Source organism: Bacteroides sp. QWL-09, assembly GCF_058683585.1.
In genome coordinates this window covers 2,919,555-2,933,811 of sequence record NZ_CM178748.1, presented here as the reverse complement: position 1 = coordinate 2,933,811, position 14,257 = coordinate 2,919,555, and the positions used below count along the sequence as shown (strand labels likewise).

14 protein-coding genes and 2 tRNA genes are annotated in these 14,257 nt (G+C 42.1%); 10 read left to right on the top strand and 6 right to left on the bottom strand.

Features of this window, described 5'->3' with window-relative positions; all coding sequences use genetic code 11:
• Positions 1 to 11 precede the first annotated feature (11 nt).
• From AC4PG5_RS11700 to AC4PG5_RS11690, 3 genes are all read right to left on the bottom strand, one after another.
• Complete coding sequence (locus tag AC4PG5_RS11700; RefSeq protein ID WP_492029059.1) at positions 12 to 917, bottom strand: hypothetical protein; 906 nt, start codon at positions 915 to 917, stop codon at positions 12 to 14.
• Between the two features lie 91 nt (positions 918 to 1,008).
• Positions 1,009 to 1,326 (bottom strand): outer membrane protein assembly factor BamE domain-containing protein, encoded by a 318-nt coding sequence (locus AC4PG5_RS11695; RefSeq protein WP_492029058.1) that lies wholly within the window; start codon positions 1,324 to 1,326, stop codon positions 1,009 to 1,011.
• A 105-nt stretch (positions 1,327 to 1,431) separates the two neighbouring features.
• Complete coding sequence (locus tag AC4PG5_RS11690; RefSeq protein ID WP_492029057.1) at positions 1,432 to 2,265, bottom strand: CvfB family protein; 834 nt, start codon at positions 2,263 to 2,265, stop codon at positions 1,432 to 1,434.
• Between the two features lie 339 nt (positions 2,266 to 2,604).
• Here AC4PG5_RS11690 and AC4PG5_RS11685 point away from each other — a divergent pair.
• From AC4PG5_RS11685 to AC4PG5_RS11655, 7 genes are all read left to right on the top strand, one after another.
• Positions 2,605 to 2,677 (top strand) — tRNA-Phe (locus AC4PG5_RS11685).
• A gap of 17 nt (positions 2,678 to 2,694) precedes the next feature.
• Positions 2,695 to 2,770 (top strand) — tRNA-Pro (locus tag AC4PG5_RS11680).
• Positions 2,771 to 3,510: 740 nt separating this feature from the next.
• Positions 3,511 to 3,984 carry an arginine repressor gene (gene argR, locus AC4PG5_RS11675; protein ID WP_492029056.1) on the top strand — a complete coding sequence of 158 codons (474 nt, stop codon included), beginning with the start codon at positions 3,511 to 3,513 and terminating at the stop codon, positions 3,982 to 3,984.
• 25 nt (positions 3,985 to 4,009) lie between these two features.
• Positions 4,010 to 4,588 carry a GNAT family N-acetyltransferase gene (locus tag AC4PG5_RS11670; protein ID WP_492029055.1) on the top strand — a complete coding sequence of 193 codons (579 nt, stop codon included), beginning with the start codon at positions 4,010 to 4,012 and terminating at the stop codon, positions 4,586 to 4,588.
• A gap of 12 nt (positions 4,589 to 4,600) precedes the next feature.
• The gene (locus AC4PG5_RS11665; RefSeq protein ID WP_492029054.1) at positions 4,601 to 5,806 is read left to right on the top strand and encodes an argininosuccinate synthase; all 1,206 of its coding nucleotides are present in this window, start codon (positions 4,601 to 4,603) and stop codon (positions 5,804 to 5,806) included.
• Positions 5,803 to 6,771: an N-acetyl-gamma-glutamyl-phosphate reductase gene (argC, locus tag AC4PG5_RS11660; protein WP_492029053.1), complete on the top strand. Its 969-nt coding sequence runs from the start codon at positions 5,803 to 5,805 to the stop codon at positions 6,769 to 6,771. Before AC4PG5_RS11665 ends, argC begins: the two co-directional genes overlap by 4 nt.
• Positions 6,772 to 6,853: 82 nt before the next feature.
• On the top strand, positions 6,854 to 7,975 hold the full coding sequence (locus tag AC4PG5_RS11655) for an aspartate aminotransferase family protein (protein ID WP_492029052.1): 1,122 nt from the start codon (positions 6,854 to 6,856) through the stop codon (positions 7,973 to 7,975).
• 88 nt (positions 7,976 to 8,063) lie between these two features.
• Here the strand turns inward: AC4PG5_RS11655 and AC4PG5_RS11650 are convergent, their stop codons facing one another.
• Both AC4PG5_RS11650 and AC4PG5_RS11645 read right to left on the bottom strand, forming a co-directional pair.
• Complete coding sequence (locus AC4PG5_RS11650; protein ID WP_492029051.1) at positions 8,064 to 9,140, bottom strand: TIGR04133 family radical SAM/SPASM protein; 1,077 nt, start codon at positions 9,138 to 9,140, stop codon at positions 8,064 to 8,066.
• Positions 9,137 to 9,598, bottom strand: a complete 462-nt coding sequence (locus tag AC4PG5_RS11645; protein WP_492029050.1) for a radical SAM-associated putative lipoprotein — start codon at positions 9,596 to 9,598, stop codon at positions 9,137 to 9,139. Before AC4PG5_RS11645 ends, AC4PG5_RS11650 begins: the two co-directional genes overlap by 4 nt.
• Before the next feature lie 536 nt (positions 9,599 to 10,134).
• Here AC4PG5_RS11645 and proC point away from each other — a divergent pair.
• The 3 genes from proC to AC4PG5_RS11630 all read left to right on the top strand — a co-directional run bounded on the left by proC (position 10,135) and on the right by AC4PG5_RS11630 (position 13,196).
• On the top strand, positions 10,135 to 10,905 hold the full coding sequence (gene proC / locus AC4PG5_RS11640; RefSeq protein WP_492029049.1) for a pyrroline-5-carboxylate reductase: 771 nt from the start codon (positions 10,135 to 10,137) through the stop codon (positions 10,903 to 10,905).
• A gap of 71 nt (positions 10,906 to 10,976) precedes the next feature.
• Positions 10,977 to 11,531, top strand: a complete 555-nt coding sequence (locus AC4PG5_RS11635) for a helix-turn-helix domain-containing protein (protein ID WP_492029048.1) — start codon at positions 10,977 to 10,979, stop codon at positions 11,529 to 11,531.
• Positions 11,532 to 11,540: 9 nt separating this feature from the next.
• Positions 11,541 to 13,196, top strand: coding sequence for an AMP-binding protein (locus AC4PG5_RS11630; protein WP_492029047.1), 1,656 nt, complete (start codon positions 11,541 to 11,543; stop codon positions 13,194 to 13,196).
• Between the two features lie 239 nt (positions 13,197 to 13,435).
• Here the strand turns inward: AC4PG5_RS11630 and AC4PG5_RS11625 are convergent, their stop codons facing one another.
• Entirely contained in the window at positions 13,436 to 13,939 is a 504-nt protein-coding gene (locus tag AC4PG5_RS11625) for a hypothetical protein (RefSeq protein WP_492029046.1), read from the bottom strand.
• Positions 13,940 to 14,257: the final 318 nt, after the last annotated feature.

The window sequence follows — 14,257 nt, the reverse complement described above, 5'->3', positions numbered from 1 at the left end:
TATAGTTAAGGTTATCGTCTACTAGAACCTCTGATCTCCGAACGTGATCTATCCGATCCCTCTGATCGGGAAGAAGAACTGCCGGACCTCGAATTGGAATAAGAGGTGGTTTGAAGGACTGTTCGTCCGCGGGAATCATTATAGCCCCGAGAATTCGACTCGCGACGATGATGATCATTCCCATTTGATTTCTGATAATTATGATCTCGTGAACTGCCATTGTCTCGAGAGTTGCGATTATCTCGGTAAATACGGTTATCTCGCGAGTGACGATGATGATCGGTGTCATACCTATACGATGGTCTACGAGAAGGTGGCGTCACATGGATCACCGTTCTTCCAAAATCAGAACGACAATAGGAGTCGTAAGAACGATGTCCCCGAATGCGATAAACTTCAGAATAGTGTCCCAAGTGAGGATGTCTGCCCCTGTAGTGACTCGCACAGTGAATCGTTCTCCGGTAGTGTTCCCCACAATAAGTCAGATAATGAGTCGGCCTGCCCCAATAGAAGAAATCGGGATTCGTATATGCCACATAGACTCTAAAGGCCCATCTGCCATTGTTCACATACAACGGACGGCAAAAATAATCGATTCCAATAAATCGGCGGAACTGATTACCGCTCAACACAAAGCGAAGGTCATCATTACGAAGGTCTAACGCCTCATAGTAGTCGTCTAAAGCCCACGCCTCATCCCGTTCCATATTATCAAGCAGCCCTCCTATCGAAGAGATAAAGTCATAGTTGATCTCATAAATATCGTTGTACTGCGCTACATTCAGGTTAAGCTCATAAGCCATCTTATCCGTAAGGAAACGAGTCTCTGCACGCAACCGGGTATTACTCATTCGTGCATTCACCGTTGCACAACCAACCAGACCTATCAATGCTATAAAAGTAAATATTCGTTTCATAATCATTTCATTTTAAATTTCCTATTCTAAAACCAACTCTCAAACCCATTCCCCTCAGTTAGTCGGAGGAAGAGCTTTTTAAACCCAATCATCAGTGATGGGAACAAGACGAAGACGATTCATAAACCCTCAGCTCCTCATGCGTATCCATCCGATTAACGGCATTATCAAGAAAGTAGACCGTAACCACTGATGTATTTCCACTCGCCAATAGCGTTCTGAATTCCCAAATTTCGAGTTCCTCATCAAAACTCCGGTAACTTGGTTTTCCAAGATGCTTTAGCACCTCATCTTTACTCATTCCTTTCTCTATAGCCATCATACTTTTAATAGGTGTGTTCATACTGATACAACTTCCCATCACTAGAATGACGAACATCAAACCGATTATCACACTTATCTTTTTCATATGCTTAGAGATTAAATTATTTTTAATACCACAAAAATAGGGTGAGGAATCTCCCCACCCTTATGATTTTCTCTTTTCGTAAATAGGGATTTCCCTATTCTAAACTTAAGATCGTATAATCTGGTTTTCTTTCAAGACAATCAGTCGTTTCTTATAAAGATCACCGACCGCTTTCTTAAAGGTCTTCTTACTCACCCCGAACACGTCATAAATCTCCTCAGCAGGACTCTTATCCGTGATCGAGATCTTTCCGCCGTGCTCCTCGATATAATCCAATAATTGTTTCGAGAAATCCTCGACTTTCTCAAACCCCGGTTTCTGAAGGATCAAATCAATCTTACCATCTTCGCGTACCTGTTTAATATAAGCCTTCACCTTCACACCGGTATGCAAAGAAGAAAAGACTTCATTCTCATAAATCAGTCCACTATATTTATGGTCAACAATTGCCTTGAATCCCAATTCTGTTTTTTGCCAGATCAACACATCCACCTCATCGCCAACTTCATATTCGGGCATTTCTTTAGAAAGGTAGCGTTCCACTTTAGCCGAAGCCACGATACGGAAGCTTTCATCATCCAAATGAGCGTGAATAATGTATCGATTACCCACCTGCATTTTCATTTTCTGTTCACTAAAAGGAACAAACAAGTCTTTCATGAGCCCCCAATTTAAAAAAGCTCCATATTGATTAACCCAAGCAACCTCCAAATAGGCAAACTGTCCCACCTGAACCAAAGGAGTCAATGTCGTCGCGATCAATCGCTCCTCATTATCCAGATATAAGAAAACGTTTAAATAATCGCCAATCTCCCAAACATCAGGGACATACCGATTAGGCAAAAGGATTTCTCCCTCTTCGCCACCGTCAAGGTATAAACCAAAATCAACTTGTTTGACAATCTCTAATGCATTAAACTTTCCTAATTCTATAGTCATAGATTTTTCTATTTATTCTTATTACTGACAAATATAAAGCATATCTATGAGATCTCTCCCGCATCGTCCATTTTTTTATCAATGCAGCCCTACATTTACACTAAAAACGAATGACGCGGCTAAAAGTTCCGAAGCTCATCAAAAAGAAGAAAAAACAAATCCAACCGTTTACAAGACCAAACAAACGAGCAATCGATTGTGACACTGACAAATAAGTATTTATTAAAGCCTCATCTCCTTAATCATGGCTCTTTTAACCTCAAAAACCTTAAACAAATTTTTCAGGATATCATTGCGATATTAAAAAGAATAATTATCTTTGCACCCGCAAACAAAGTTGGTGCCATAGCTCAGTTGGTAGAGCAAAGGACTGAAAATCCTTGTGTCCCCGGTTCGATTCCTGGTGGCACCACTTTTTGTATAATGAATCGGAATGTAGCGCAGTTGGTAGCGCACTACGTTCGGGACGTAGGGGTCGGGCGTTCGAATCGCCTCATTCCGACCAACAATAGGCTAACTTGTTATTTAAATGCAAGTTAGCCTATTGTTTTTAAAGCTACCGGGACGAAATCGGGACAACAGTTTACAGAAACAGATCATCCCTCCAATTAAAAACAAACTCCATTTATCTTACACCTCCCACACTGAAATTTACGAAAGGGTTTATTCATCAGGGTTTAAACGACGTGTGGGATACTTTCCTTTAGAGGTTATCCCACACTAAACCCACACTATCCTACACTATTCCATACCAAACAAACGACTTACATCATTAACATCCCATAGTAAAAAAGCCATAATACAAGGGTGTTAATTATTTACGAGGACTTAATTAACCACTATTCAAGTCCAATTAAGCCATTGCGATGATTCCATTAATGAATTTATAAATTCAATAAGTTGAGCCCTCGAAGGTGGGCTCTTCAGCCCTCGTTCGAGGGCTCAACAAATCGAGCTTAAAGAGCATCTAAAGAAACGACAAGAAAGATTAATAAAACGGCAAGAGAGACTAAAGAAGCCACAAGAAAAACTAAAGACAACTAAAAAAAAGATTAACGACAAAGTATAAAACAACAAATCACCCAAACAGGATGTTAATATAAGAGTCACCCCAAAAAGCATTATTTGAGTATTAAAATGCATAAAACAACTTTTTTTGTATAAAACAGGAGAAAAAAAGAGCTTAAATTGCATTTTAATTGAAATTAATGCATAAATTTGCACAATCAAAAGAATAATTATACAATGAAAAAGAAAGCAAACCGGTTAGATACCATCAAGATGATTATCTCAAGCAAGGAAGTTGGCTCACAAGAAGAACTTTTGCAAGAGTTGAACCATGAAGGATTCAATTTAACTCAAGCCACGCTCTCACGCGACTTGAAGCAATTGAAAGTAGCCAAAGCTGCAAGCATGAACGGCAAATACGTCTATGTACTTCCTAATAATGTCATGTATAAACGTTCTAACGAACAAACCGCTAGCGACATGTTGACAAACGATGGATTTATCTCCATTGAGTTTTCGGGCAACATAGCTGTTATCAAAACACGACCCGGATATGCCAGTAGAATGGCATATGATATCGACAACCAAGAACTAAATGAAGTATTGGGTACAGTAGCCGGAGATGATACCATTATGTTAGTCCTACGAGAAGGAGTTACCGCCAATCAACTACGCAAAACGCTATCGTATATCATTCCAAACATACATTAAACATTTTGATACTGTAAGAAAATCAATGGATACTAAGCAAATTGATGTTATGGTAGCCGACGCCTCACACGAGATTTACGTTGACACTATCTTGGAAACAATAAAAAATGCTGCTGCCGTCAGAGGAACGGGAATCGCTGAGCGGACTCACGATTATGTAGCTACAAAAATGAAAGAGGGTAAAGCCATTATTGCACTTTGTGGTGACGATTTTGCAGGGTTTACCTATATTGAGTCGTGGGGCAACAAGCAGTATGTCGCGACTTCAGGTCTTATTGTTCATCCAAACTATCGGGGACTTGGCTTAGCCAAGCGAATTAAACAAGCTTCTTTTCAGTTAGCACGACTCAGATGGCCAAAGGCTAAAATCTTCAGTCTAACGTCAGGAGCTGCCGTCATGAAGATGAATACTGAACTCGGATACGTCCCCGTGACGTTCAATGAGCTGACCGACGATGAGTCCTTCTGGAAAGGCTGCGAAGGCTGTACCAATCATGACATCTTAGTCGCAAAGAACAGGAAGTTCTGTATCTGTACCGCCATGTTGTACGATCCGGAAGATCCAAAGAACAAGAAAAAAGAAGAAGAAAGAAATAGCATTTAAAGGAAGTAAGAGATGGAACAAAAAAAGAAAGTTGTTGTCGCATTTAGTGGTGGACTAGACACCTCGTACACCGTGATGTATCTAGCTAAAGAAAAAGGCTATGAAGTTTATGCTGCTTGTGCAAACACAGGTGGGTTCAGTGCCGAACAGCTGAAGCAAAACGAAGAAAATGCTTACAAGCTAGGAGCAGTTGGTTATGTAACGATCGACGTCACAGAAGAGTATTATGAAAAGAGCTTGAAATATATGATCTTCGGAAATGTGCTCCGCAACGGTACTTATCCGGTATCTGTAAGCTCGGAACGTATCTTCCAAGCTTTGGCTATCGCCCGCTATGCAAATGAGATTGGTGCAGATGCTATCGCTCATGGTTCAACCGGTGCAGGAAACGATCAGATCCGCTTCGACATGACCTTCCTCGTACTTGCCCCTAATGTAGAAATTATCACCCTAACACGCGATATGACTCTAAGTCGCCAAGAAGAGATTGATTACCTTAATCAGAATGGATTCTTTGCCGATTTTACCAAACTAAAATATTCTTATAACGTTGGCTTATGGGGAACTTCCATTTGTGGCGGTGAGATCTTGGATTCGGCACAGGGACTTCCTGAATCAGCTTATCTGAAACATGTTCAGAAAGAGGGCTCAGAGCAGCTGCGCCTCGAATTCAAACAAGGCGAACTTCATGCGGTCAACGGAGAAGTCTTCGACGATAAGATCAAAGCGATTCAAAAGGTCGAAGAGATCGGTGCGGCTTATGGCATCGGACGCGACATGCACGTTGGAGATACCATCATCGGTATCAAAGGACGAGTAGGCTTTGAAGCTGCTGCTCCTATGCTGATCATCGGTGCACACCGCTTCCTAGAAAAATATACTTTGAGCAAATGGCAACAATACTGGAAAGACCAAGTGGCCAACTGGTATGGTATGTTCTTGCACGAGAGTCAATACTTAGAACCTGTGATGCGCGACATCGAAGCCATGTTGTCGGAAAGCCAACGTAACGTGAATGGTACGGCCATTCTCGAACTTCGCCCACTCTCTTTCTCAACCATCGGTGTGGAATCGGAAGATGACTTGGTAAAATCGAAGTTAGGTGAATACGGAGAGATGCAGAAGGGATGGACGGCAGAAGATGCCAAAGGGTTTATCAAGGTCACTTCTACTCCACTACGCGTCTATTACGGTAACCATAAAGATGAAAAGATATGATAAAAGTAGGAATCATTGGAGGCGCCGGTTATACGGCAGGTGAATTGATCAGACTGCTGATCAACCATCCTGAAGCTGAAATCGTATTTATACATAGCAATAGTAGTGCCGGACGTCCGATCACAGATGTTCACGAAGGATTATATGGCGATACGGAGCTGACTTTTACCGATCAGTTGGCATTGGACGACATCGATGTTCTGTTCTTCTGTACAGCTCATGGCGACACGAAGAAATTCATCGAGAGCCACAACCTTCCGGAAGAGTTGAGGATTATCGACCTTTCCATGGACTATCGCATCAAGAGTGAGGAGCACGACTTCATCTATGGTCTTCCAGAGCTGAATCGTAGAGCAACTTGCACCTCAAAACATGTGGCCAACCCCGGATGCTTTGCAACGTGTATCGAACTGGGACTATTACCATTGGCCAAACATCTGATGCTGAATAGCGACATTACGATCAATGCCATCACCGGAAGCACGGGAGCCGGAGTGAAACCTCAGGCCACCAGCCATTTCAGTTGGCGCGACAACAACATGAGTGTTTATAAACCGTTCGAACACCAACATTTGGCAGAAATTGAACAATCGCTCAAGCAGTTGCAGAACAGCTTCAACGCCGAAATCAATTTCATCCCTTATCGTGGTAATTTCCCTCGCGGCATCTTTGCAACGATGATGATAAAAACAAAAGTCGCTCTCGACGAGATCATCCCTCTATATCAGGAGTATTATTCGAAAGATTCTTTTGTACACATCGTCGACAAGAATATCGATCTAAAGCAGGTGGTCAACACCAACAAATGCCTCATTCATTTAGAGAAGCATGGCGATAAACTATTGATCATCTCTTGTATCGACAACCTTTTAAAAGGAGCAAGCGGACAAGCCGTACACAACATGAACCTCATGTTCAACCTCGCAGAGACGGTCGGCTTACAGTTAAAGCCGTCTGCTTTCTAACACAAAACTTCATTTACTGAACATAGCAACCGACTCCACCGCATTAAAGTGAAGTCGGTTGCCCATAAACGAATCCCCAATTATGAATTTATTTGATGTCTATCCGTTGTTCGATATCAACATTGTTAAAGGCCAAGTTTGCCGGGTATGGGACGACCATGGAACAGAGTATTTAGACCTCTATGGTGGACACGCCGTGATCTCTATCGGTCACGCCCACCCACACTATGTTGAGCAAATCAGTCGCCAAGTGGCTACGCTCGGTTTCTATTCTAACTCGGTCATCAACAAATTGCAAGAAGAAGTTGCTCTGCGTTTAGGCAAGCTCTCGGGATATGAAGATTATGCTTTATTCCTGATCAACAGTGGCGCTGAGGCCAACGAGAATGCCTTAAAACTAGCTTCATTCCACAACGAGCGTACTAGAGTGGTTGCTTTCAACAAGGCCTTTCACGGACGGACGTCGTTGGCGGTAGAAGCCACCGACAATCCAAAAATCATTGCACCGATTAATGCCAATCAGCACGTGACTTACTTGCCCCTAAACGATATCGAGCAGATGCGTCGGGAGCTATCGAAAGGCGATGTTTGCGCGGTCATCATTGAAGGTATTCAAGGTGTCGGAGGGGTACAACTTCCCGATACGGCGTTTATGCAAGCCCTTCGAGAAAGCTGTACGGAACATCAAACCGTCTTGATTCTCGATGAGATACAGAGTGGTTACGGAAGAAGCGGAAAATTCTTCGCTCATCAATATCATGATATAAAACCAGATTTGATTACCGTAGCCAAAGGAATAGCCAATGGCTTCCCAATGGGCGGAGTGTTCATCAGTCCGATGTTCACCCCGATATTTGGTCAGCTAGGTACCACTTTCGGGGGAAACCACTTAGCGTGTAGTGCAGCATTAGCGGTGATGGATGTGATAGAAGAGGAACACCTGATTGAAAACGCAGAAAAAGTCGGCCGTTATTTATTAAAAGAACTGCAAGGCCTACCCGGAATTAAAGAGGTTCGGGGTCGCGGACTAATGATCGGTATTGAGTGCTTCGAGCCGGTTAAGGAACTCCGTCAACGTTTGATTCACGAACAACACATCTTTACCGGGGCTAGCGGTACTCACGTGATCCGCCTACTCCCTCCGCTATGCTTAAAGATGGAAGAGGCCGATGAGTTCTTAAGCAAATTCAAGAAATTACTCTAAACGAACGTCAGTTCGACGAGCACTCTTAACATAAAGTAAGCTGATGATCTTGTAAATCATCAGCTTACTTTATGTTAAAAGGCATCGCTTATTTCACGATCCGCTGATAATGGCAAACAAGTAACCGACCTGTTTCATCGTGAAGATGCATGCCGTTGCCCTCACAATAACGAAAAAGAGAGCATTGCGCACACTGTCCCGAACGAAGCCATTCACGTTCTCTAAATATCTGATAACGGTTCTCCCATACATCCATGAAATTATCTTTGTAGATGTTTCCCTGCGAAAAGTTACTGCGAATACTGGGACAAGCACTGATAGAGCCGTCGACCAATACCGATGCCACGCTAATACCGGCATTGCAACTATAAAAAGAATCGCGTACTTCGGCTTCGTAACCGCCTAGAAATCCCTCGCAGGCAAAGTTCAGTCGAATGTTTTTTTCCTTACGCGTTTGTTTTATAAACTCCAATAAGTCCGTAAAGTCGGCATCGCTCAATTGAAGCTCCGGATGTTCAGCTGCCCGTCCAACAGGGAAGATGATGAATATTCGCCATTCTTTCACTCCCAAGTCTATGAGGTATTCCTTAAAACGAGACAAGTCTTTGAAGTTAAGCCTATTAACACAAGTTACCACATCCCAACGTAATGCTTTTTCTCCAGACAACAGACGAATGGCCTCACTCGCTCGACTAAAACTTTGTGGATGACCACGAAGCCAATTATGTGCTTCTTCAAAACCGTCTAGACTAATAGTGATGGCGTGTATGCCGGCAGCCAAAAGGGAATCTAATCGACGACGGGTAAGGAGTAGCCCATTAGACACAATACCCCACGGGAACTCACGTTTATAAAGCTCCATTCCCACAGTCTCCAAATCTTGACGAACCAATGGTTCGCCGCCGGTAATAATGATGCTGACTTTGTGCTTCTCTACAAGCGGAGCGATGGAATCAATTACAGCAAGAAAATCTTCCGCAGGCATATCTTTCTGAACAACATTTTGTTTGCAATCGCTTCCGCAATGCTTGCACGACAAATTGCAACGGTGCGTACACTCCCAAAACAATTGCCGCAACGGATGCTGTTTCTTATGGTTTTCCCTTATTTTTCTGGCTAGTTCTAGCCCAATGCGTTTTCTTAATGAGATAGAAGCCGCACTCATTTAACTTCATCCTTTTGAAGAGTAATCACAATATCGTCTTTTGAAGTGGTACCTTGAAACCAACTTCCATCTCCACCCGATGGTTTGTCCATTGTTATATCTATCGAATCTGATTTGAAAGAGCCATTTGCAGCGCCGTCCACATCACGGGCCACCAATCTGAATTTTTCTTCAGCGCCAAGATCTCCCTTAAAAGCGAACTCTCCAGAAGCATTCGTTTTCAATGGTTCTGCTCGATTGTAGGAAAGAGTATTGCGCACACCCTTTAACTCTACTTCTATATCACGAATAGGTTGTCTTTGTGCATCAATCACCTTTCCTTTTAAGCTATAAGTCGCATAAGGTGTACCATACATCTGCGGCTCGTTATTATCACAAGAAGAAAAGCCGAGTAGCAAGAGAATAGAATTCAGCAACGAAGCCGAAATACGAAGCCAGAAATTGTTTGCCTTTTTCATATGGAAGATATTTAAAGAAATCTTGTATCACTATATACACAGAAAACAAAGTTATTAAAAGGTTCTAGTTATCAAATGATTTCTGTCTATTTTTATTTTCTTTTGGGAAGATACTCATTAAAATCAAAAGTAATTCCTCAAAAGCAAAGAAACCATTGTTAGTCCAAGATATCGAAAGCTGAAGCTATGATACATTTGCAGCATTTCCCCCCCCAGTATCATACAACCGCTTCGTAGAACTGAAAAAAAGTATGGCATTACTGCATATGGTTTCTTTCCAGAGAAGCCGATCATTAATATCAAAAGAATACCAGATAACCAGTCCACTCCATTTTAATCGTTTTCGTCAGACTAACGTTAAAACAGGTCAAACGCCCTTAGAGTCATTCTACCAACAAGCAACTTGATTGAGGTATTCTCTATCAAGTTGCTTGTTTTTTATTCTTTTAGCCTATAAAATAACAGCAAGAAAACCTCATTTTTCATTTTTAAAAACTACCTTTGTCAGAGCCATAACCCTTTAAAGTTAGAAAAAGATGAAAGTAGCTATCATTGGTGCCGGTAATATGGGAGGAGCCATTGCACGCGGACTGGCACAAAGCAGATTGATTGAAACTGCCAACATCGTTGTCTCCAATCCGAGCAACGATAAACTCCTTAGATTAAAAGTCGAGCATCCGGAACTACAGACCACAACGAGTAATACGGAAGCGGCCACCAACGCCAACCTCATCATCCTTGCTGTGAAACCTTGGTTGGTCGAAGAGGTTCTTCACGCTTTAAAACTGAAGAAAGGACAACTCTTGATCTCACTGGCTGCCGGCGTGAGTTTCGAACGTTTAGCTCATATCGTCGGTTCCGAAACCATCATGTTTCGCGTGATTCCAAACACGGCAATCAGCGAACGTGCCAGCATGACGCTCGTCGCTTCACGCAATGCTTCAATCGAAGAGGAAGAAGGCATCGTGCAACTATTCAATGAGCTTGGACAAACCATGCTAATCCCCGAAAGTCAGATAGAGGCGGCCACCGCTCTGTCATCCTGTGGTATCGCTTTCGTCTTGAAATATGTGCAAGCAGCCATGCAAGCGGGCGTTGAAATGGGCATACGCCCCAAGGAGGCCATGACGATGGTGGCACAATCACTCGAAGGGGCAGCACAACTACTCTTGAATAACGAAACTCATCCTAGTGTGGAAATCGACAAAGTCACCACCCCGGGAGGGATCACAATCAAAGGTCTCAATCAACTAGAACATGACGGATTTTCATCGGCTGTGATCAAAGCCATGAAAGCTTCCCAATAAACTTTACAAAAAGGTCGCGCATAAGAAATTCACTGCACGACCTTTTATTCATCAAAAAAACAAGATTCACAATGGACGAACAAATCAAACTCATAGCCGAACGCCTTAGAGGCCTTCGAGATGTTTTAGAACTGTCACCCGAGGAAATCGCAAACGACTGCGGATTATCGCTGAAAGAGTATGAAGCTGCCGAAAGTGGCGAGAGTGATATCTCTGTAAGCATGTTACAAAAGATCTCTCGTCAATATGGCATTGCCCTCGACGCCCTTATGTTTGGTGAAGAACCTCGAATGAGTGCCTACTTTATCACTCGTGCCGGAAAAGGAATAAGTATAGAGCGCACCAAAGCTTATAAATATCAATCGCTCGCCGCGGGGTTCATCAATCGCTTGGCCGATCCGTTTATCGTAACCGTTGAACCTAAACCCGAAGATGAGCCCATGCAGATGAATAGTCATAGCGGACAAGAGTTCAACTATGTCTTAGAAGGAAGTATGATGCTCAACATCAACGGCAAAGAAGTCATACTTCACGAAGGCGACAGCCTATTTTTTAACTCCAAACTTCCACATGGCATGAGAGCGCTTAACGGTAAAAACGTGCGCTTCTTAGCTGTAATCATGTAGTTTTAGCATATGGTAGAAAGATTTCTTAAACAAACACAGTTTGTCTCACAAGAGGATTTTATTCAGAATTTCAAGATCAACGTACCCGATGTATTCAACTTCGGATACGATGTCGTTGACGCTTGGGCAGAAGAATGCCCCGATAAAAAGGCTTTATTATGGACGAATGATAAAGGCGAACATCGTCAGTTCACGTTCAAGGAGATGAAAGAGTATACCGACCAAACCGCCTCTTATTTCCAACAATTGGGAATTGGACGTGGCGATATGGTAATGCTCATCTTGAAACGTCGTTACGAATTTTGGTTTAGCATTATTGCCCTTCACAAATTGGGGGCAACGGCCATCCCGGCTACCCACTTATTAACCAAGAAAGATATTATCTATCGTTGTCAAGCAGCCGACATTAAGATGATTGTAGCCGCGGGCGAAGAGGTGATCACCACGCACATCAGTGACGCTATACCTCAATGCCCAACCATCAAGCAACTAGTTTCGGTAGGTCCTTATATTCCGGAGGGATTTCATGATTTCCACAGCGAATTCGAACAAGCCCCACCATTCGTTCGACCTGAACAGGCAAATACGAACGATGACCTCTCGCTCATGTATTTCACTTCGGGTACCACCGGAGAACCTAAAATGGTCGCACACGACTTCACCTACCCATTGGGACATATTGCCACCGGTTCTTTCTGGCATAACCTCAGTGAAGAAAGCCTTCATCTGACCATCGCCGATACCGGATGGGGAAAAGCGGTTTGGGGAAAGCTCTATGGACAATGGATCGCCGGAGCTAATATCTTCGTCTACGATCACGAGAAGTTCACACCGGCCGATATCTTAAGTAAGATACACGACTATCATATCACTTCGCTTTGTGCACCTCCAACGATCTTCCGCTTCCTTATTCGCGAGGATCTGACTCAATATGATCTCTCTTCACTACAATACTGCACCATTGCAGGGGAGGCTCTCAATCCGGCAGTATACGACACCTTTAAACGGCTAACCGGCATCAAACTCATGGAGGGATTCGGACAAACCGAAACCACCTTGACTGTAGCTACGATGCCTTGGATGACTCCAAAGCCGGGAAGTATGGGATTACCTAATCCACAATATGATGTCGATTTGATTGACAACAACGGTCGTTCGGTAGAAGCCGGCGAACAAGGGCAAATCGTTATCCGCACGGATAAAGGCAAACCTTTAGGATTGTTCAAGGAGTATTACCGCGACAGCAAACGAACGTACGAGGCTTGGCACGACGACGTCTACTACACCGGTGATGTCGCTTGGAAGGACGAGGATGGCTATCTTTGGTTCGTGGGACGTGCTGATGATGTGATTAAAAGTTCAGGCTACCGTATCGGCCCGTTCGAAGTTGAAAGTGCCTTAATGACCCACCCAGCCGTAGTGGAATGTGCCATTACAGGAGTACCCGACGAAATCAGAGGCCAAGTGGTGAAAGCAACAGTCATCTTAGCCAATGAATACAAAGCTCAAGCAGACGAGAATCTAATCAAAGAGCTACAAAATCACGTCAAGAAGGTGACAGCACCCTACAAATATCCACGTATCATTGAGTTTGTAGAAGAATTGCCTAAGACGATTAGTGGCAAAATTAGACGTGTAGAGATCCGCCAAAACGATAAAACATAAAAAGATCTATCGTTTACAAAGAAATAATAGATAAAACATTTAGATAGGCTCGTATAATAAAAGTTTCAATCTATTATGCAACTTTAGGTTCAAACTTGTGAGAGCTACAAAAAAGTATCCCTTTATTCTATGGATTCCTAATTAACCAAGAATAAAGGGATTACTTATCATTTCATTTTTATCATAGCCCCAATTGTCTTTACAAGACAGTCAATAATATTTTCTGCTATAATAAAAGCCTATTTCGACTTTTGAGTGTCTTCTTTGCTAATTAAGACAAGGTGATCTTTCATTGAACTAGGCAAAGAGTTAATATCAATAATTGCTGTTTCACCCGTTTTTGCTAATCCAACATCGATCGATTCAGTATCAAGTTTATACATTGCACCTGTTGCCGGGTCAACAATAATCATACCCACGAGACCACCAAACAAAATGTTTCCCCAATACCAACCATCAATTTTTGAATTAATCTGGCGAGTTACTGTTTCATAACCGTCACGCTGAAAAACTAATGTATAATTTTCTCCCGAGAAGAAACCAGAACTAGCTTTCAACTTAACCAATGCAGGAGTATTACCTTCATATACCGTTTCTCCCTTCTTATTGGTTATTTTAACTTTAGCACTAACTGGAGAAGTATTAAGTGTTATAGGGTATGTGCTTTTTGATAAAATAGAAGCACAACTAGATAAAACTATGACAAGAGTCATAAACAAAACTAAATTCTTTAGGTTTTTCATAATCAGTATAAATATTTGAATTAAAATATATCCTTTTTAGATAAAAAAACATATTATCTCGTATAATATCAAAAATAATCAGCAAACTATAAAGGTTTATTTTTAAAATAAATAACAGATGCAAAAGTAATCTTTTTTTATTATAAAATATAATAATTAATTCAATTTTTATAAATAATATTGTAAAGATGAAAATGAGAACTTTATCGTATTCTAGACCAAAATCCAGATAGGGGAACATTCTAAATTATTTTATTTTCGTAAAGCACATTAATACATCGATATCTATTCTCACCTTATCTCAACCCAAAGACTATT